Source organism: Streptomyces sp. NPDC050264 (assembly GCF_040655895.1).
Lineage (GTDB): Bacteria > Actinomycetota > Actinomycetes > Streptomycetales > Streptomycetaceae > Streptomyces.
This window is the reverse complement of sequence record NZ_JBFAKV010000056.1, coordinates 1-19,589: the sequence shown is the minus strand read 5'-3', so window position 1 is coordinate 19,589 and position 19,589 is coordinate 1. Positions and strand designations below refer to the sequence as shown.

The following is a 19,589-nucleotide window of genomic DNA, read 5'->3' as shown; positions in this document are numbered from 1 at the left end:
CGTGACGGGGCGTCCCGCAGGCACTCCGTGCCGGATGACCTGCCTTCGGCGTGCAACAGACGACGACACCGATCCGGCCGAGGAGGTACCCCGCCACGGCCCCGCCCCGCGACGCAACGGGGCGGGCACGTGACGGGGCGTCCCGCAGGGCATCGCAGAACGACGTGCCGGATGACCTGCCTACGGCGTGCAGCAGACGACGAGAGCGATCTGGCCGAGGAGGTACCCCGTCACGGCCCCGCCCCACCCGCGCAAACACCCGGCGCCCCGCGCCAAGCGGCTCAGCGTCGGTGCGCGCCCCCGCGCGGCCGCCCGTCATACGAAGACCCGTAGCCACCCCCGACAGGCCCCGGCCCGGCGAACCACCGCGCGAGCCCGTTCCCGGACCCGCGCATCGCCTCGGTCACCCGCGCCCCGGGACGTGTGAGAAGGCGTACGAGGAGCAGCGTGACCAGAGTGCCGAGCAGCAGGCCCACCGCGACGTCGTGCGGATAGTGCACGCCCACGAAGACCCGCGAGAACGCCATGAGGATCGCCATCGGCACAGTCAGCAGGCCGATCTTCGGCCAGGCGAGCGCCAGTCCGACGGCCGCCGCGGCAGCGATGGTGGCGTGGTTGCTGGGGAACGACCAGTCCCCGTAGACGGGGCAGTCCACCAGCGACGGCAGCGCGCCCGAGACGGCCCGGCACGGCCGCTCCTCGTCGATCCCCGACTTGAGCAACTCGCTGCAGACATAAGCCACCGCGGTGGCCAGCGGCGCAAGCACCGCGACGGCGAACGCCCGCGGATCGCCGCGGCGCGCCCGTGCCCAGGCGACGACGAACAGCACGGCGAACAGCAGCAGCCCGAGTTCCGTCCACACCTCCATCAGGTGCTGAAACCACGACGGCGTGTCGTGGGCGAAATCGGTGATGCCGCGATAGAGATCGGAGTCGATGGTTCCCATGGTGACGGACAGTACGCAATGACCAGGCCCCGTCACATCTTGCGATAGTCGCGGACTGCACTTGACGAAAGACAGGGTCCGCGGGGCGCCGTCGCGGAGCCGCGCATGATGATGATCCGGAAAACTTGATGCGTGGGGCGGCGGGTGGGCGCGGGACAACGGCCCGATCTCTCGTAAGGTTTGGGTCGTGGGATCTCTGCGCAATCCGATCGGGCCCCTTCCCTCCTCCATCTACTGGCGGCGGAGGGTCGTTCTGGCGTCCGTCGTGGCGCTGCTCGCGCTGCTCGTCGTATGGATCGTCAACTTGGGCGGCGGGGGCGGGAGCAACAGCGCCGGCGGGTCCAACGGCAAGCAGCCGACCGATGCCATCACGCCAGGCCCGTCCGGTACGGGCCCCGCGATCAGCCAACACCCGGGCGGCCGCGACGAGTCGGGCGGTTCCGGTTCGGGCGACGGCTCCGGTTCGGGCGGCGGCGCGGGCGGTTCGGCGGGTTCGGGCGGCGGCTCCGACGACTCGGCGGGCGGCGACAGCGGCACGGGCAACGGGAATGGCAGTGGCGGCGGTTCGACCTCCGGCGACAAGGTCCCGGCGGGCTCCGGCCTGCCCGACTGCACGGCGGGCGGCGTGACGCTGACGGTGCGCAGCGCCCACAACTCGTACGCCCCCGGGGAGAAGCCGAAGATCGAACTGGTCGTCAAGAACTCGACCGACAAGGCCTGCAAGGTCGACCTGGGTCCGAAGACGGCGGTTGTCTCGATCACGAAGGCGGACGACGACAAGAAGTACTGGTCGTCGGAGGACTGCCCGGCCGTGGGCGGCCAGGTGCTGCGGGTGCCGGCGGGCGGCAAGGTGACGCGGAGCCTGACGTGGGACCGGAAGCCGAGTGCGGCTCAGTGCGCGACGCCGCCGGCGGGGTCCGCGGGGCCGGGTACGTACCTGGTGGAGGTCAAGGGCGCGCAGCTTGCCGGCACGCAGACGTCGTTCGTGCTGAAGGCGGACTGAGCTTCAGGGGGCCTGAGTTGCAGGTGAGCTGAGCCGAAGGTCGGCTGAGTTCACCGGGAGAGCCCCCGGGCTCATACCGCGGGGCTCAGCCCCTGACCCCGCTCGTCTCAGACGTACCGCTCCAAGATCGAAGACTCGGCCAGCCGCGACAGACCCTCCCGAACGCTGCGCGCCCGCGCCTCTCCGACACCGTCGACCGTCTGCAGGTCGTCCACGCTGGCGGCGAGCAGCTTCTGCAGGCCGCCGAAGTGCTCCACGAGGCGGTCGATGATCGCGCCGGGCAGGCGCGGCACCTTCGCGAGGAGGCGGAAGCCGCGCGGCGACACGGCCGAGTCCAGCGCTTCCGGTGAGCCGGTGTAGCCCAACGCCCGTGCCACGGTGGGCAGTTCGAGGAGCTCGCCGTGGTGGAGGGAGTTCAGCTCGGCGAGGGCCTCGTCGACGGTGCGGGAGCGCTTGGCCGTGGGCTCGGGCACGTAGTCCCGCACGACCAGCTCGCGCTCGGGCTCGACGCCCGCGATCAACTCGTCGAGCTGAAGCGCCAGAAGCCGTCCGTCCGTGCCCAGCTCGACGACGTACTCGGCGATCTCGGTGGCGATGCGGCGGACCATTTCGAGGCGCTGCGCGACCGCCGTGACGTCCCGGACGGTGACCAGGTCCTCGATCTCCAGCGCGGAGAGCGTGCCGGCGACCTCGTCGAGGCGCAGCTTGTAGCGCTCCAGGGTGGCCAGGGCCTGGTTGGCCCGCGACAGGATCGCGGCCGAGTCCTCCAGGACGCGGCGCTGTCCGTCGACGTAGAGCGCGATGAGGCGCATCGACTGCGAGACGGACACGATCGGGTAGCCGACCTGCTTGCTCACGCGGTCGGCGGTGCGGTGCCGGGTGCCGGTCTCCTCGGTGGGGATCGTCGGGTCCGGGACCAGCTGGACGCCGGCCCGGATGATCTTGTCGAGGTTCGAGGAGACCACGATGCCGCCGTCGAGCTTGCACAGCTCGCGCAGGCGGGTGGCCGTGAACTCCACGTCGAGGACGAAACCGCCGGTGCACATCGACTCGACTGTCTTGTCGGAGCCGAGGACGATGAGCCCGCCGGTGTTGCCGCGGAGGATCCGCTCCAAGCCGTCCCGCAGGCCGGTGCCGGGCGCTACCGCGCTCAGCGCGGCGCGCATCGCCACGTCCGCACCGGCACTCCCTCCGGACTTGCCGAGAGCTGACGCCCGGTCGTTGGCTGCCACTGCACTCCTCCGGATCGCAGACTCTGAGGCGCCGCCCTGGGGTTCGTCGCGTTCGTACGCACAGGCGAGACCAGGGCAAAGTCTACCGGCGCTCCTCCGTCTCCCGTGGGGGCTCTCGACGACGGCTCTTCGGCAGCACCTGTAGGGCGTCCCCTATATCGGCGACTTCCAGGACCTTCATACCGGGCGGGATCTTGCCGGGATCGTTCGGAACCAGCGCGTGTGTGAAGCCCAGCCGGTGTGCCTCGGCGAGCCTGCGCTGCACTCCTGTGACCCGCCTGACCTCGCCCGCCAGGCCCACTTCGCCGATCGCGACCAGGTTCTTCGGGAGCGGGGTGTCGCTCGCGGCGGAGGCGAGGGCGAGGGCGATGGCCAGGTCGGCGGCCGGCTCGGTCAGCTTCACGCCGCCGACCGTCGCGGAGTAGATGTCCCTTTTGCCCAAGGCGCTGATCCGGCCGCGCTGTTCGAGCACCGCCAGCATCATCGAGACGCGGGAGGTCTCCAGGCCGGAGGTCGTGCGGCGGGGGGAGGGGATCTGCGAGTCGACGGTGAGGGCCTGCACCTCGGCCACCAGGGGGCGGCGGCCCTCCAGCGTGACCGTCAGGCAGGTGCCGGGGACGGGCTCGTCGCGCCGCGTCAGGAACAGTCCCGACGGGTCGGCGAGGCCGGTGATGCCCTCGTCGTGCAGTTCGAAGCAGCCGACCTCGTCCGTCGTCCCGTACCGGTTCTTGACGCCGCGGACCAGGCGCAGCCGCGCGTGTCGGTCGCCCTCGAAGCTGAGCACGACGTCCACGAGGTGCTCCAGGAGGCGCGGGCCGGCGATCGCGCCGTCCTTCGTGACGTGGCCCACGAGCAGCGTGGCCATGCCGCGCTCCTTGGAGGCGCGGATCAGCGCGCCGGCGACCTCGCGGACCTGGGCCATGCCGCCGGGCGCGCCGTCGATCTCGGGGGAGGCCACCGTCTGTACGGAGTCCATGATCAGCAGGGCCGGCTTCACCGCGTCCAAGTGGCCCAGGACGGCGGAGAGGTCGGTCTCCGCGGCCAGGTACAGGTGGTCGTCGATCGCCTTGATGCGGTCGGCGCGCATGCGGACCTGGGACGCCGACTCCTCGCCCGTTACGTAGAGGGTCTTGTGCTCGGCGTCGGCCGCCTTGGCCGCCACGTCGAGGAGGAGCGTGGACTTGCCGACGCCGGGCTCGCCCGCCACCAGGACCACCGCGCCGGGTACGAGGCCGCCGCCGAGCACCCGGTCCAGCTCTGGCACGCCGGTGCTGCGGGCCGTGGCCTGTCTGGCGTCGACCTCGCCGATCGGCACGGCGGACGTCGTGACGCGGCCGGGCGCGGTCGTACGCACGGCTGGCGCGCCGTACTCCTCGATCGTCCCCCATGCCTGGCACTCGGCGCAGCGGCCCAGCCACTTGGCCGTCTGCCAGCCGCATTCGGTGCAGCGGTAGGACGGACGGTCCTTCGCGGATTTCGTACGGGCAGCCATGAGGGGAACCGTAGCGGGCGCCACTGACAACGCGGCCAACGCGGCCAACGCGGCCAATGTCGCCAGCACCGCCACACCGCCACACCGCCGACGCCGTAATCGTCGGAGTCCTCGCCGCCGGTTGCCCCGAGTAGCCGCGCTGGCCATGGAATATGAGGTTGCTGTCCCCTTTTGAGGGATCGTTTCACCCGTAAGGATTAAAAGTGTGCAAGGGGCCGGAAGGGGCCCCTGTCCGGCCCCTACGGTCGCACGGGTGATGAGCAGCAGGCCGGAATCCCCCACGCACACCACTGGCGCACACCGGGCGCAGCGCGCCGGGGCGAGGCGTCCGGTGCCGCGCGCTGTTCCGCAGCGCCCGCCCGCTCGCTACGAGCCGTGTCTGGACGGCCTGTTCACGTACTGCCTCTCGGTGCTCTGCGACCACGAGGAGGCGACCGCGGCCCTCGGGGACGCCCTCGCCCTCGCCGAGCGGCGCGGCTCGCGCGCCCCGGCCGCCGACTCCGAGGCCGACCGCAGAGCCTGGCTGTACGCGCTCGCCCGCTGGTCCTGCCTGCGCCGCCTCGCCGAGGCCAAGCGCAGGAGGCAGGGCACGCACGCCACGGGAAAGCGCCCGCCCGAGCCGCCGGAGAGCGCCGCCTCCGCCCCGGAAGACACACTGCTGCACGAGGAACGGCGCCGCCAACTCGCCCAGCTCGCCTGGCCCGAGGCCGCCGGCACCACGCCCGAGCAGCGCGAGGCGCTCGAACTGGCGGTGCGCCACCAGCTGTCGCCGCGCGAGGTCGCGGCCGTCCTCGGCACCGACCCCGGTGTCACGCGCGAGCTGCTCGCGGCCGCCGCCTGTGAGGTCGAGCGCACCCGCGCCGCGCTCGCCGTCGTGGAGACCGGCACCTGCCCCAGCGTCGCCCGCCTCACCGGCGACAACCAGCTGCTGCTCTCCGCCGCCCTGCGCCGTGAACTGGTCCGGCACGTCGACGACTGCCCGCGCTGCCGCCGCACCGCCGAGCGCGCCGCCCCCGGCAGCTGGCCCGGCACCTCCGTGACACCCGCCGCGCTGCCCCTCGTGGAGGCCCCGCGCCCGGCCCTGCACCGCGCGATGCACGCCCCGCACCCCGGCGGCGCGCCGCGCTTCGACCGGCTCGGGTTCCCGATGGACCCCAAGGACCGGGCCGCTCGGCGCGACCGGCTGCGCGCGCGTGCGGTGACGACGACCGTGGTCGCCACCGTGGTGGCCGCTCCCGTGATCGCCCTGTGGGCCGCCTACCGGGGAGCGCCGCACACCGGTGAGGGCAGCGACGGACGCTCCATCAGCGCCGGCGAGGCGGGCGGGCCCGGCGCTCTGGACGGCGAGCACGCGGGTGACGCGTACGAGAACGCGGGCAATGCCAGCACCACCCCCGACCCCCGTTTCACCGCGGGCAGCCGTTCACCCGACGTCTCCGTAGAGGTGATTTCGCCGCCCACGCGCGCGGGTACGGGTCCCGGGCGGCTCACGGTGGAGGCGCAGCCCAGCGGGGACACGACGCTCATCACGCTGACGGCGTCCGGGAGTTCGGCCGTGCACTGGTCGGCGAGCACCGGGGCGTCCTGGCTGTACCTGAGCCGGGCGTCGGGCACGCTGCGGCCCGGGGAGTCGGTCACGATCCAGGTGTACGTCGACCAGGACCGGGAGCCGTACGGGCACTGGAGCGCGCGCGTCGGGATCGACCCGTCCGGGGCCGTCATCTCCATCGAGGGGCGTGGGCGTTGGGGCGGGCACCCCGGCCACGGCCCCGGGCACGGCTCCGGTCATGGCCCCGGGCACGGTCATGGTCAAGGCCCTGGGCACGGGAATGGTCATGGGCACGGACCGGGAACGTCCGACCCCTCGCCCTCCGACCCCACCACCGGACCGAGCGACCCGTCGCCCTCCGACCCCGATCCGAGCTCGCCCGACCCGGACCCCACGACCTCCGAGCCCGATCCGACGCCGAGCGACTCGTCGCCCGCGCCCTCGGACCCGTCGGGCCCCGGGGACTCGACGGGTCCGCAGTCCCCTTAGGCCCGCAGGCCCTCGTCGTGTCGCCGCGTCTACGCCGTCGTGTCCGGGTCCGCCGGGTGCGGTGCGACCAGAGGCAGGCCCTTGGGCGTCGCCGCCAGCCGCTCCTCGCAGAACTCGACCAGCTTGTCGTAGCCGTCCTTGCCCATCAGCTCGGTCAGCTCCGGGCGGTACGAGACGTACACCGGGTCGCCCGCGCCGTGCGCCGAGGTCGCCGACGTGCACCACCAGTGCAGGTCGTGGCCGCCCGGGCCCCAGCCGCGACGGTCGTACTCGCCGATCGAGACCTGCAGCACGCGGGTGTCGTCGGGGCGGTCGATCCACTCGTAGGTGCGGCGGACCGGGAGCTGCCAGCACACGTCGGGCTTCGTCTCGAGGGGCTCGCGGCCCTCCTTGATCGCCAGGATGTGCAGGGAGCAGCCGACGCCGCCCTCGAAGCCCGGACGGTTCTGGAAGATGCACGAGCCGTTGTACGGGCGGGTCTGGCGCTCGCCGTCCTCGTCCTTCGACACCCAGCCGGTCTCCGTGCCCACGTCGTGGTGCTGCCAGATGTCGGGCGTCAGACGTGCCACGAACCCGGCCACGCGCTTCTCGTCGTCCTCGTCCGAGAAGTGCGCGCCCAGCGTGCAGCAGCCGTCGTCCGCGCGGCCCGCCTGAATGCCCTGGCAGCCGCTGCCGAAGATGCAGGTCCAACGAGAGGTCAGCCATGTCAGATCGCAGCGGAAGATCTGCTCGTCGTCCGCCGGGTCCGGGAACTCCACCCAGGCGCGCGGGAAATCGATTCCCTTCTCGTCCGACCTGGTCTTCGGAGGCTGCTGGATCTGGTGGATCTCTTGGTTCTTCTGATTCTTCGGGGTCTTCGAGGGCTTCGAGGACTGCGGCGTCTTCGAGGGCTTCGGGTGCTCGTTCAGGTCCGGGTTCGGAGTCTGCTTCGCCTGCTTCTGGTTTGCCGACTTCGTCTTCTTGTCGCTCTTGTCGGCCTTGGCCTTTTTCGTCTTTGGCACCGTTCCAGAGTAAGCGCGTCGAGGGGGGCGGGAAGACCTCTGCGGCGGATGGTCGGGCACGTGGGCGCAGTAGCGTTCCTTATATGAGACTCGGTGTCCTCGACGTGGGTTCGAATACGGTTCATCTGCTCGTGGTGGACGCGCACAGGGGTGCCCGCCCGCTGCCCGCGCACTCGCACAAGGCCGAATTGCGGCTCGCTCAACTCCTCGACGAGCAGGGCGCGATCGGGGCCGACGGCGTCGAGCAGCTGGTCGGCACGGTCAACGGGGCCCTGGAGGCCGCCGAGGACAAGGGCGTCGAGGATCTGCTGCCCTTCGCCACGTCCGCGGTGCGCGAGGCGAGCAATGCCGATGAGGTGCTGGCCCGGGTGAAGGCGGAGACCGGGGTCGAACTGCGGGTGCTGAGCGGGGCGGAGGAGGCGCGGCTCACCTTTCTGGCCGTCCGGCGGTGGTTCGGGTGGTCGGCGGGGAAGCTGCTGGTGCTCGACATCGGGGGCGGGTCGCTGGAGATCGCGTACGGGATAGACGAGGAGCCGGACGCGGCGGCGTCGCTGCCGCTCGGGGCCGGGAGACTCACGGCCGGGTGGCTGCCGGGGGATCCGGCGGATCCGGCGGATGTGAAGGCGTTGCGGCGGCATGTGCGGGCGCAGATCGCGCGGACGGTGGGGGAGTTCAGCCGGTTCGGGGCGCCGGATCATGTGGTGGCCACGTCGAAGACGTTCAAGCAGTTGGCGCGGTTGGCGGGGGCGGCCCGGTCCACGGAGGGTCTCTACGTCCAGCGGGAGTTGAAGCGGAAGTCCCTGGAGGACTGGGTGCCGCGGCTCGGCGCGATGACGGAGGCCGAGCGGGCGGAGCTGCCGGGGGTTTCCGAGGGGCGGGCCGGGCAGTTGCTCGCGGGTGCGCTGGTGGCCGAGGGGGCGATGGATCTGTTCGGGGTGGAGACGTTGGAGGTCTGTCCCTGGGCGTTGCGGGAGGGTGTCATTCTGCGGCGGCTGGATCATCTGCCTGGGGCGTGACGCTGCCGCTGCCGCTGCCGCTGTTTTCGCGGTGAAGGGAGGGTGGCCGTCTGGGGTCTCGTTGGCGGCTGTCCGGTTCGTTCCGATAGGTGTCGGGGTGGGTACGGTGCCGCCCGGGGTATGTCCGTGCTCGCCATCTTGATGGCGTCGCCCGCTGCTTCGCCGGTCGCTACCGCGTGCCGCTGTGCTGCGCGCGCGCATACCCCGACCGCCCCCTCCCGTCTCGTACGTGTCTGAACGTGGGGGCGTGGTTGCGGCCGTACGCCGTCAAATCAAGCGCCGCCAAATCAAGCCCCTCCGGCGCTTGAGAAGCGGGGGCCGGGGCGGAGCCCCGTGGCCTGTGCGGCAGCGCCGGGCGCATGACCAGGAGGGATGGCCGAGCGCACGGGCCCCCACGGCTCCACCCCCGGAGGGCCCGTACTCTGTCTGCGTGGCAGAACCAGTGGTGCGCATCCCGGATGCGAAGGTCGCCCTGTCGACGGCCTCGGTGTATCCGGAGTCGACGGCGACGGCCTTCGAGATCGCCGCGCGCCTGGGATATGACGGCGTCGAGGTCATGGTGTGGACCGACCCCGTCAGCCAGGACATCGAAGCGCTGCGGCGGCTGAGCGACTATCACCGGATTCCGATTCTGGCCGTGCACGCCCCATGTCTGCTGATCACGCAGCGGGTGTGGTCCACGGACCCGTGGGTGAAGCTGCAGCGGGCGAAGGCGGCGGCGGAGAAGCTCGGGGCGTCGACCGTCGTGGTCCATCCGCCCTTCCGGTGGCAGCGCAATTACGCGCGGGACTTCGTCAGCGGCGTATGGCGCATGGCCGATGAGACGGATGTGCGGTTCGCCGTCGAGAACATGTATCCGTGGCGGTACCGGGACCGGGAGATGCTCGCCTACGCCCCGGACTGGGACGTCACGAAGGACGACTACCGGCACTTCACCGTTGATCTGAGTCACACCGCCACGGCCCGTACCGACGCGATGCAGATGATCGACCGGATGGGGGACCGGCTGGGTCATGTGCACCTGGCCGACGGGAACGGGTCGAACAAGGACGAGCATCTGGTGCCGGGGCGCGGCACGCAGCCGTGTGCCGAGTTGCTGGAGCGGCTGGCCGGCAGCGGGTTCGACGGGCATGTCGTCATCGAGGTCAATACGCGGCGGGCCATGTCCAGCGCCGAACGTGAGGCGGATCTCGCCGAGGCGCTCGCCTTCACGCGGCTGCATCTGGCGTCCGCGGCGCGAGTACCGCGTTCATGACGGAACCCGTGCGGCGCCGGGGGCGGCCCTCTCGTACGGAGAGCGGGGGCGGGCCCGGCAGGCGGGAGCGGATCATCGCCGCGGCGCGGGAGGAGTTCGCCGAGCGGGGGTACGAGAAGACGTCCGTGCGCGGGATCGCGAAGGCGGCCGGCGTCGACCCGGCGCTGGTGCACCACTACTTCGGGACCAAGGAGCAGGTGTTCGCCGCTTCGATCGAGGTGGCCTTCGCGCCTGCCCTGGAGGCGCCCAGCGTGTTGACGGACGGGTCGCTGGACGACGTCGGTGAGCGGCTGACCCGGTTCATCCTCGGCATCTGGGAGAACCCCGCGACGCGGGCCCCGCTGCTCGCCATCCTGCGCTCCGCCGTGAACAACGAGGTGGCCGCCGGTGTCTTCCGGCGGCTCGTCGCCGCGCAGTTGCTGGCGCGTATCGGGCGCCGCCTCGACCTGCCGGAGCAGGAGGCCGAGCTGCGTGCCGCGCTGGCCGCCGCCCAGCTGGTGGGGACCGCGATGCTGCGGTACGTGATCAAGGTGGAGCCGTTGGCCTCGGCCGATGTGGAAGTCCTCGTGGCGCGGCTCGCGCCCGTCGTGCAGGGGCATCTGACCGGCGCCTGAAAGGGGCGCGGCGGCTGCACCTTTGAGACGGGTATCCCGTCATGTGGACAGGGTGTCCGGATCTTGGAGGGGCGGCGTAGGGTCGGTCGCAGCCTTTTCTGCCTGAAGGAGCGAGCGAAATGCCCGAGCTGAGGTCCCGCACAGTCACCCACGGCCGCAACATGGCGGGCGCACGCGCCCTTATGCGCGCCTCCGGTGTACCCGGTGCGGACATCGGCCGGAAGCCGATCATCGCCGTGGCCAACTCGTTCACCGAGTTCGTCCCCGGGCACACGCACCTGGCCCCCGTGGGCCGCATCGTCAGCGAGGCCGTCACGGCCGCGGGCGGTATCCCCCGGGAGTTCAACACCATCGCCGTCGACGACGGCATCGCCATGGGACACGGCGGCATGCTCTACAGCCTGCCCTCGCGCGACCTGATCGCGGACTCGGTCGAGTACATGGTCGAGGCGCACTGCGCGGACGCCCTGGTGTGCATCTCCAACTGCGACAAGATCACCCCCGGCATGCTGAACGCGGCCCTGCGTCTCAACATCCCGACGGTCTTCGTCTCCGGCGGCCCGATGGAGGCCGGCAAGGCCACCCTGGTCGACGGAACGGTGCGAAAACTCGACCTGGTCAACGCGATCAGTGACGCCGTCGACGAGAGCATCTCCGACGAGGACATCCTCCGCATCGAGGAGAACGCCTGCCCCACGTGCGGGTCCTGTTCCGGCATGTTCACGGCCAACTCCATGAACTGCCTGACCGAGGCCATCGGCCTCTCCCTGCCGGGCAACGGCTCGGTGCTCGCCACGCACACCGCCCGCAAGGCGCTGTACGAGCGGGCGGGCGCGACGGTCGTCGAGATCGCCAAGCGGTACTACGACGGTGACGACGCGTCGGTCCTGCCGCGCTCCATCGCCACCCGCGCCTCCTTCGACAACGCCATGGCGCTCGACATCTCCATGGGCGGCTCGACCAACACGATCCTGCACCTGCTGGCCGCCGCTCAGGAGGCCGAGCTCGACTACACCCTCGCCGACATGGACGCCGTCTCGCGCCGCGTCCCCTGCCTGTCCAAGGTCGCCCCGAACGTGGCGCCCGGCGGCACGTACTACATGGAGGACGTGCACCGCGCCGGCGGCATCCCCGCGATCCTCGGCGAGCTGTACCGCGGCGGTCTGCTCAACGAGGACGTGCACACCGTCCACTCCGCCTCCATCAAGGAATGGCTCGGCACGTGGGACGTGCGCGGCGGCTCGCCGTCGGACGAGGCGGTCGAGCTGTGGCACGCGGCCCCCGGCTGCAAGCGCTCCGCCGAGGCCTTCTCGCAGTCCGAGCGGTGGGCCACCCTCGACACCGACGCGGCCGGCGGCTGCATCCGTGACGTCGCCCACGCCTACTCGAAGGACGGCGGCCTGGCCGTCCTGAAGGGCAACATCGCCGAGGACGGCTGCGTCGTGAAGACCGCCGGCGTCGACGAGTCCATCTGGACCTTCGAAGGCCCGGCCGTCGTCTGCGAGTCGCAGGAAGAGGCCGTCGAGAAGATCCTCCTCAAGCAGGTCAAGGAGGGCGACGTCGTCGTCATCCGCTACGAGGGACCGAAGGGCGGGCCCGGCATGCAGGAGATGCTGTACCCGACCTCGTACCTGAAGGGCCGCGGCCTCGGAAAGGCCTGCGCGCTCGTCACGGACGGCCGTTTCTCCGGCGGTACGTCGGGCCTGTCCATCGGCCACGCCTCGCCCGAGGCCGCCGCCGGCGGCACCATCGCGCTCGTCGAGGACGGCGACCGCGTCCGTATCGACATCCCCGGCCGGTCGATCGAACTGCTCGTCTCCGACGAGGAGTTGGCCGCGCGCCGCGAGGCCCTCGGTGGCGTCTACGCCCCCAAGTCGCGCGAGCGCAAGGTCTCCGCGGCCCTGCGGGCGTACGCGGCGATGGCGACCAGCGCCGACCGCGGCGCCGTCCGCGACGTCTCCAAGCTCGGCTGACCCGCGGGCCCGTAGCCGATCACCAGTCCTCGGGGTGGGCGCCGTCCACCCCGAAGACCGTGCCGTCCGGCGCGCTCCCGTAGACCCGTCCACCGGCCAATACCGGCGCCGCCAGCTCGGCCACCACCCGGTCGGACCGGGCGCCGGGGCGGGGCCGGGTCTGGCCGAGGGGCGCGCCCGTGCGCGGGTCCATGGCCAGCAGGCGGCCGTCGGGGGCCGTCACACAGACCCGGCCCTTGTCGTCGACGCCCGGCGCCGAGCCCCTGCTCACCGAGGTCTCCGACCGCCACAGCTGCTTCCCCGACGCCAGATCCTGCGCGACCAGCGCGCCGCCCGCCGCGAGCAGATAGGCCGTGCCGCGCCGCACCGTCACCGTCGTCTGGGGCAGCGGCAGCGCGAGGGGTACGCGCCGCGCGACGCCCCCGTCGCTCAGCCGGTGGCCGACCAGCGCCACGGTCGAACCGTCCGTGCCGCGCTGCGTGCACCAGACCACGCCGTCGGCCACACCGGCCGGCGTCGCCGTCCCCGGCGAACCGTGCGTCCAGCGGACCGCGCCCGTCGCCGGATCCACCGCGCTCACCTGGCTGTTCACCCCGTCCGGGGCCGTAGTCGTCGCGTAGACGAGGCCACCGCCGACGTACGAGAGCACCGGCTGGGTGACGGGCAGGCGGTGCCGCCACCGCCGCTCGCCCGTAGCGCCGTCGATCGCGGTCAGCGTGCCGTCGGGGGCGGCCAGCAGCACGGTGTCGCCCACGGGCTGCACCTGGCCCTGGTAGGCCGCGATCCCCATCGACCAGCGCGTCTTCCCGGTGGCCGGGTCGAGCGCGAGAAGCCGGGCGCCGTCCGGGCTGACGACCTGGACCAGGCCGCCGGACAGGACGGGCGCGGGCGCGCCGCCATCGGTGCCGCCGGACGCCTCGCGCTGCCAGAGCACCTTGCCGTCGCGCGGATCCACCGACGCGGCCAGCACACCGGGCGCGGCACAGCGCAGCGCCCCCTTCCCGTACGAGCACACGGGCGCGGCCCCCGAACCGAGCGGGCGGCTCCAGGCGTGGAAGGAGGCGGTCGCGGCGACCTCCGCCGCCCGCGGGCCGGATACGTCGTCGTCGGCGTGCGGGAGCAGCGTCAGCGCCAGTACGCCGGCCAGCGCCAGAACACCGGCGACGACCGCGACCGCGCGCACCGGCCATGAACGCCCCGGCCGCTTCGAAGTGCCGTCTGCCGCAGGCGACTTGGGGGCGAGCGATTGCGGCTCCGGCGACTTGCGCTGTGCCGGTATGAACGCCTGAGAAGCGGACGCCTCGGAGGTGAACGCCTGGGCGGCGAACGCCTGCGTGTCATAGCGCGCCGAAAGCCGGCGCACCTCGGCCATCAGCTCGTCCGGCGTGGGCCGGTCCTCCGGCTCCTTGGCGAGGCAGCGCAGCACCAGCGGCGCCAACTCCTCGGGCACGCCGGTCACGTCCGGCTCGTCGTGCACGACCTGGTACGCGACGAGGTACGGGCTGTCGGAGTCGAAGGGGCCGCGCCCTGTCGCCGCGTGCACCAGGACCGACCCGAGGGCGAACACATCGGCGGCCGGGCCGACTTCACGCGGGCGGCGGAACTGCTCGGGCGCCATGAAAGGCGGTGTGCCGATCAACTTCCCCGTCTCCGTGCGCAGTTCACTGTCCTTCGGCCGCGAGATGCCGAAGTCGATGACCTTGGGGCTGTCCTCGCCCAGCAGCACGTTGCTGGGCTTGAGATCGCGGTGCACCACGCCGACGCGGTGGATGTCCCGCAGCGCCTCGGCAAGCCCCGCGGTGACGTGCCGCAGCTGCGCGGGCGTCAGCGGCCCGTTCCGCTTGACGTGGTCGGCGAGGGTGAGTCCGGGGATGAACAGCGTGGCCATCCACGGCCGGTCGGCATCCGGGTCGGCGTCCACCACGGACGCCGTGAAGGCCCCGCTGACCCGCCGGGCGGCCGCCACCTCCTGCCGGAACCGCCCCCTGAACTCGGGATCCCGCGCGAACTCGGCGTGCACCACCTTCACCGCGAGCGGCACCCCCGCCGCGGACCGCGCCAGATGCACGACCCCCATCCCGCCCGAACCCAGGATTTCCTCAAGGCGATAGTGCCCGGCGTACTCCGGAAGTTCCGCTTCCGCGCCGGGCCCGATGCTGGGCCGTGACGGCATGTCCACCCCCGTGGATGTCGTCGTGATCACCCCGTACGCGATCTTCGTGCTCGCGACGCACGGAGCCTAGTCGATGGTTCGTACGGGACAGGTGAGGCTTGCTAGCCTCCGCGTTCGACGGAGTGCGACAGCTGTCCGCGACATCCCGTACGGGAGTCAGCTGAGCACAGTGCATTCAACGGGGCCTCAACGAACGCTGAACGAGGACCCGTTCGACAGACTCGGACAGACGACGGGGGAGACGGACATGGCGGTCGAGGACATAGCAGGCACGGCGGAACCCGCAGGACCCGCGGCCACGGAGACCATGGCGGCCACCGAGGCACTGGCGGCCGCCGCGGGCTCCTACCCGGTGGCGCCGGGCTACACCGTGAACGTCCGCAGCGGACCCGGCACCCAGTACCGCGTGGTGCGCACCCTCCCGCAGGGCGCGCGCGTGACGATCAACTGCCAGAAGCCCGGCCAGACAGTCACGGGCCCGTACGGCACCAGCAAGATCTGGGACAACATCGGAGTCGGCGAGTACATCTCCGACGCCTACGTCAGGACCGGCAGCGACGGTTACGTGGCCTCCCGCTGCGCCTGACCCACGCCCGCCCCCGGAGACACATGCGGTGATAATCGACGTGTGAGCGACGAATCCGGCACCGGAACCCCCAGCACCATCCCGGCCCCCGGCCCCCGTCCCGAAGAGATCCGTTTCTTCGGGACGAGCTGGGTCGACCACAGCGGCGGCTACGCGCTGCGCCGCGCCGCGGTCGGCGTGGGCGCGCTCCTCGCCGCCGCGGCCGGCTGTTTCGTGCTGCGCTTCGCCTACCAGGGCCTGGCCATCGCCGACGTCGGCGCTTTCGTGAACGTGCTGGTCGTCGTCATGTTCGCCCTCTGCAGCGCTTTCGCCTTCAGCCGCACCTGGGGCGGCTTCTCCCAGCGCCCCGACCCCGAGCGCCAGGCCTCGCTGCGCGGCTTCCTGACGATCGGCTTCGTCGGTGTACTCGTCGCCCACGCCCTGCGCTGCCTGACCGAGGCGCCGGGCGAGAAGCTCCGCAGGCAGGAGTACGAGACCGCCCGCGAGCAGTTCGAACGCCGCACCTCCCGCCGCACCCGCAACCCCGCCAAGAAGCCGGGCGGGAAGAAGAAGGGCTGAGCCGGGCAGCAGAAGCCCCCGGGAAGGAGAGCATGCCGAGCCTGGCAGGCCGGTCCCCGCACGGTCACGATGACCCCATGACGGACCAGCCCCCGAGCGCCGACTACGCGCTCTCCTTCGACACGGTCGCCGCCCAGTACGCCACGGCCCGCCCCGACTACCCGCCCGCTCTCTTCGACACCATCGAGGAGCTGGCAGGGCCCGGCGCCCTGCGCGGCGCCGACGTGCTCGACGTGGGTGCGGGCACCGGCATCGCCACCCGCCTCCTGCGCGACCGCGGCGCCCGTGTCATCGCCGTCGAACCCGGCACCGGCATGGCCGCCCAGCTCCGCGGGGCCCTTCCCGACGTACCCCTCGTGCGGGGGATCGGCGACGCGCTGCCGTTCGCCGACGCCTGCGCCGACCTGGTCGCGTACGCCCAGTCCTGGCACTGGACCGACCCGGCCCGCTCGGTCCCGGAGGCGCTGCGGGTGCTGCGCCCGGGCGGCTCGCTCGCCCTGTGGTGGAACGTCCCGGACCCGGACGTCGCATGGACCGCCGCCCAGGAAGCCCGCCTCCAGGAACGACTGCCCGGCTACCACCGCCACGGCGTCTCCACCCGAGCGCCCGGCATCATCACCTCCCTCGGTCCGACCCCGGCGCGGGCCCCGGTCTTCCGCCGCCTCCACTGGACCCGCCGCATCCCGGTCGACCTGCACCTGGCCCACCTCGGCAGCCGCTCCTACTTCGCGGTGCTGGGACCCGAGCGGTCCGCGCCGGTGCTGGCCGACGAGCGCGCGCACCTCCTGCGCGACTTCCCCGACGGCATCGTCGAGGACGCGTACGCCCTGGAGCTCACGGTCGTGCGCCGCCCTTGACGGGGTGTAGGCCCGGGAGCAATATTCATCACGTGATGAATAAAACCTCGGGCCCTCCCGGCACCGCCACCCGGGAAGCCGTCACCCCCGCCGTCCACGCCACGGGCCTCACGGTCGTACGCGGTCCCCGCACCGTCCTGCGCGGCCTCGACTTCACCGTCCCGCACGGCCAGATCACCGGCCTGCTCGGCCCCTCCGGCTGCGGCAAGTCGACCCTGATGCGCGCCCTCGTCGGCACCCAGGCCAAGGTCACCGGCACCCTCCAGGTCCTCGGCCGCCCCGCGGGCCACCCGGCCCTCCGCTCCCAGGTCGGCTACGTCGCCCAGGCCCCGTCCGTCTACCTCGACCTGACGGTCCGCCAGAACCTCGACTACTTCGCCGCCGTCCTCCTCCCCGGCCGCGCCGCGGCGGACCGCCGCCGCACGGACGTCGACCGCGTCCTCACCGACGTGGACCTCACCACCCACACGGACGCCCTCGCCGGAAACCTCTCCGGCGGCCAGCTCGGCCGCGTCTCCCTGGCCGTCGCCCTCCTCGGCACCCCCGACCTCCTCGTCCTCGACGAGCCCACGGTCGGCCTCGACCCCGTCCTGCGCCGCGACCTCTGGAACCTCTTCCACGACCTCGCCACCACCCGGGGCACCACGATCCTCGTCTCCTCCCACGTCATGGACGAGGCCGAGCGCTGCCACCGCCTCCTCCTCATGCGCGAGGGCGAGCTCCTCGCCGATGACACCCCCGACGCCCTGCGGGCGAGCACGGCCACTCCCACCGTCGAACAGGCCTTCCTCCACCTCGTCGACGCGGCGAACGCCACCCACTGACCTCCGGGACGGACCCGCCATGAACACGTACCGCACCACCGCCACCGCGACCCGCGTCCTGCGCCAGCTCCGCCACGACCCGCGCTCCATCGCGCTCATGGTCCTGGTCCCCTGCGTGATGCTCGTCCTGCTCCGCTACGTCTTCGACGGCAGCCCCGGCACCTTCAACTCCATCGGCGCCTCGCTCCTCGGCATCTTCCCGCTCATCACGATGTTCCTGGTCACCTCCATCGCCACCCTCCGCGAACGCACCAGCGGCACCCTCGAACGCCTCCTCGCCATGCCCCTCGGCAAAGGCGACCTCATCGCCGGATACGCCCTCGCCTTCGGCGCCCTCGCGATCGTCCAGTCGGCGCTCGCCACCGGCCTCGCCCTGTGGTTCCTCGACCTGAACGTCATGGGCTCGGCCTGGCCGCTGCTCCTGGTCGCCCTGCTGGACGCCCTGCTCGGCACGGCCCTCGGCCTCTTCGTCTCGGCGTTCGCGGCCTCCGAGTTCCAGGCCGTCCAGTTCATGCCGGCGGTGATCTTCCCCCAGCTCCTCCTCTGCGGCCTGCTCACCGCACGCGACAAAATGCAGCCGGTCCTGGAGGCGATCTCGAACGTCCTCCCGATGTCCTACGCGGTCGACGGCATGAACGAGGTCCTACGCCACACCGACCTCACCGCCACCTATGTCCGCGACGCCCTGATCGTCGCGGGCTGCGCCGTCCTCGTCCTGGCCCTGGGCGCGGCAACCCTGCGCCGCCGAACGGTCTGACAGCCTGCGCCGCCCCGGGCGCCCGTCGCTCCGTCCGTCCATCGGACGTTTCCCGGGCCCCGGCCCGGCCGGTGCGAGGATGCGTCCGGACGACGACGCGCACACGGAAGGCCCGAGCCGACATGAGCCAGACGACCCCGACCAGCCCGCACCCGCGCCACAAGGTCGCCGTACTCGGCACGGGAAAGATCGGCGAAGCCCTGCTCAGCGGCATGATCCGCGGCGGCTGGGCCGCCACCGACCTGATGGTCACGGCCCGCCGCCCCGAGCGCGCCGAGGAACTCCGCACCCGCTACGGCGTCACCCCGGTCAGCAACCAGGAGGCCGCCGAGAAGGCCGACATCCTGATCCTCACGGTCAAGCCCCAGGACATGGGCACGCTGCTCACGGAGCTCGCCCCGCACGTCCCCGCGGACCGCCTGGTCATCAGCGGCGCGGCCGGCATCACCACCGCCTTCTTCGAGGAGAAGCTGCGGCCCGGCACCCCGGTGGTCCGCGTCATGGCGAACACCCCGGCCCTCGTGGACGAGGCGATGTCCGTCATCTCGGCCGGCACGCACGCGACCGCCGCCCATCTCGCCCACGCCGAGGAGATCTTCGGCTCGGTGGGCAAGACCCTCCGTGTCCCGGAGTCACAGCAGGACGCCTGCACGGCCCTCTCCGGTTCGGGCCCCGCCTACTTCTTCTACCTCGTCGAAGCGATGACGGACGCCGGCATCCTGCTGGGCCTGCCCCGCGACAAGGCCCATGACCTCATCGTCCAGTCGGCCATCGGCGCGGCCACGATGCTCCGCGACAGCGGCGAACACCCGGTGAAGCTCCGCGAGAACGTCACGTCCCCCGCCGGTACGACGATCAACGCCATCCGCGAGCTGGAGAACCACGGGGTCCGCGCGGCCCTCATCGCCGCCCTCGAAGCGGCCCGCGACCGCAGCCGCGAGCTGGCTTCCGGCAACAACAGCTGACGTGTCCGACGGCCCGAGGTGGGAGGTTGACACGTCCCGGGCCGGTACGTAGTGTTCTCCGAGTTGTCCGACGTGAGCGCCGCCTCTGGTCGGCCCCGGACAGCCAATCCGCAAGACCTACTCAAACGCTCGACGCTGTTATGTCGTGTTGTTTTGCGTACGCTTTTGCGGAATGAGGAATCCACGTTCGAAAGAGCGGGACCCCGATTAGCTCGGGGGCCGGGAATCCGCTAAAGTCTCACTCGTCGGAACGGCCCAACGGCCGGGAAGACAAACCCGGTTGACAGGGAATCAGGCC

Annotated in this window: 17 protein-coding genes; 12 read left to right on the top strand and 5 right to left on the bottom strand. The window is 71.9% G+C overall.

Going from position 1 to position 19,589, the window contains the following annotated elements:
• Positions 1-281: 281 nt before the first annotated feature.
• Positions 282-947: a phosphatase PAP2 family protein gene (locus tag AB0J02_RS43025; protein WP_363199376.1), complete on the bottom strand. Its 666-nt coding sequence runs from the start codon at positions 945-947 to the stop codon at positions 282-284.
• Between the two features lie 187 nt (positions 948-1,134).
• On the opposite strand from AB0J02_RS43025, the gene AB0J02_RS43020 reads away from it, so the two are divergent.
• Complete coding sequence (locus AB0J02_RS43020; RefSeq protein ID WP_363199375.1) at positions 1,135-1,950, top strand: hypothetical protein; 816 nt, start codon at positions 1,135-1,137, stop codon at positions 1,948-1,950.
• A 107-nt stretch (positions 1,951-2,057) separates the two neighbouring features.
• On the opposite strand, the gene disA is transcribed toward AB0J02_RS43020, so the two are convergent.
• Together disA and radA are read right to left on the bottom strand one after the other, a co-directional pair.
• Complete coding sequence (gene disA / locus AB0J02_RS43015; protein ID WP_363199374.1) at positions 2,058-3,182, bottom strand: DNA integrity scanning diadenylate cyclase DisA; 1,125 nt, start codon at positions 3,180-3,182, stop codon at positions 2,058-2,060.
• An 82-nt stretch (positions 3,183-3,264) separates the two neighbouring features.
• Positions 3,265-4,674: a DNA repair protein RadA gene (gene radA, locus AB0J02_RS43010; RefSeq protein WP_363199373.1), complete on the bottom strand. Its 1,410-nt coding sequence runs from the start codon at positions 4,672-4,674 to the stop codon at positions 3,265-3,267.
• A 256-nt stretch (positions 4,675-4,930) separates the two neighbouring features.
• Here radA and AB0J02_RS43005 point away from each other — a divergent pair, with 256 nt between their 5' ends.
• Positions 4,931-6,712 carry a hypothetical protein gene (locus AB0J02_RS43005; protein WP_363199372.1) on the top strand — a complete coding sequence of 594 codons (1,782 nt, stop codon included), beginning with the start codon at positions 4,931-4,933 and terminating at the stop codon, positions 6,710-6,712.
• A gap of 29 nt (positions 6,713-6,741) precedes the next feature.
• Here AB0J02_RS43005 and AB0J02_RS43000 read toward each other — a convergent pair whose 3' ends face one another.
• On the bottom strand, positions 6,742-7,713 hold the full coding sequence (locus tag AB0J02_RS43000) for a hypothetical protein (RefSeq protein WP_363199371.1): 972 nt from the start codon (positions 7,711-7,713) through the stop codon (positions 6,742-6,744).
• A gap of 83 nt (positions 7,714-7,796) precedes the next feature.
• Between AB0J02_RS43000 and AB0J02_RS42995 the strand changes: the two genes are divergently transcribed.
• From AB0J02_RS42995 to ilvD, 4 genes are all read left to right on the top strand, one after another.
• Complete coding sequence (locus tag AB0J02_RS42995) at positions 7,797-8,729, top strand: Ppx/GppA phosphatase family protein (RefSeq protein WP_363199370.1); 933 nt, start codon at positions 7,797-7,799, stop codon at positions 8,727-8,729.
• Positions 8,730-9,159: 430 nt separating this feature from the next.
• Positions 9,160-9,984 carry a sugar phosphate isomerase/epimerase gene (locus AB0J02_RS42990; protein WP_363199369.1) on the top strand — a complete coding sequence of 275 codons (825 nt, stop codon included), beginning with the start codon at positions 9,160-9,162 and terminating at the stop codon, positions 9,982-9,984.
• Positions 9,981-10,598 (top strand): TetR family transcriptional regulator, encoded by a 618-nt coding sequence (locus tag AB0J02_RS42985; RefSeq protein WP_363199368.1) that lies wholly within the window; start codon positions 9,981-9,983, stop codon positions 10,596-10,598. The genes AB0J02_RS42990 and AB0J02_RS42985 overlap by 4 nt, the downstream gene beginning before the upstream one ends.
• Positions 10,599-10,717: 119 nt before the next feature.
• A complete protein-coding gene (gene ilvD, locus AB0J02_RS42980) occupies positions 10,718-12,571 on the top strand; it encodes a dihydroxy-acid dehydratase (RefSeq protein WP_363199367.1) in 1,854 nt (617 codons plus the stop codon).
• A gap of 19 nt (positions 12,572-12,590) precedes the next feature.
• Here the strand turns inward: ilvD and AB0J02_RS42975 are convergent, their stop codons facing one another.
• Positions 12,591-14,744: a serine/threonine-protein kinase gene (locus AB0J02_RS42975; RefSeq protein ID WP_363199366.1), complete on the bottom strand. Its 2,154-nt coding sequence runs from the start codon at positions 14,742-14,744 to the stop codon at positions 12,591-12,593.
• Between the two features lie 307 nt (positions 14,745-15,051).
• Here AB0J02_RS42975 and AB0J02_RS42970 point away from each other — a divergent pair, with 307 nt between their 5' ends.
• The 6 genes from AB0J02_RS42970 (at position 15,052) to proC (ending at position 19,291) form a co-directional block, all read left to right on the top strand.
• Positions 15,052-15,330: an SH3 domain-containing protein gene (locus tag AB0J02_RS42970; protein WP_363199377.1), complete on the top strand. Its 279-nt coding sequence runs from the start codon at positions 15,052-15,054 to the stop codon at positions 15,328-15,330.
• Positions 15,331-15,372: 42 nt separating this feature from the next.
• Positions 15,373-15,888, top strand: a complete 516-nt coding sequence (locus AB0J02_RS42965; RefSeq protein ID WP_363199365.1) for an EamA/RhaT family transporter — start codon at positions 15,373-15,375, stop codon at positions 15,886-15,888.
• Between the two features lie 77 nt (positions 15,889-15,965).
• Positions 15,966-16,745, top strand: a complete 780-nt coding sequence (locus tag AB0J02_RS42960) for a class I SAM-dependent methyltransferase (RefSeq protein ID WP_363199364.1) — start codon at positions 15,966-15,968, stop codon at positions 16,743-16,745.
• Positions 16,746-16,780: 35 nt separating this feature from the next.
• Complete coding sequence (locus AB0J02_RS42955) at positions 16,781-17,569, top strand: ABC transporter ATP-binding protein (protein ID WP_363199363.1); 789 nt, start codon at positions 16,781-16,783, stop codon at positions 17,567-17,569.
• 19 nt (positions 17,570-17,588) lie between these two features.
• Positions 17,589-18,326 carry an ABC transporter permease gene (locus AB0J02_RS42950; protein ID WP_363199362.1) on the top strand — a complete coding sequence of 246 codons (738 nt, stop codon included), beginning with the start codon at positions 17,589-17,591 and terminating at the stop codon, positions 18,324-18,326.
• A gap of 122 nt (positions 18,327-18,448) precedes the next feature.
• Positions 18,449-19,291 carry a pyrroline-5-carboxylate reductase gene (gene proC, locus AB0J02_RS42945; RefSeq protein ID WP_363199361.1) on the top strand — a complete coding sequence of 281 codons (843 nt, stop codon included), beginning with the start codon at positions 18,449-18,451 and terminating at the stop codon, positions 19,289-19,291.
• Positions 19,292-19,589 lie beyond the last annotated feature (298 nt).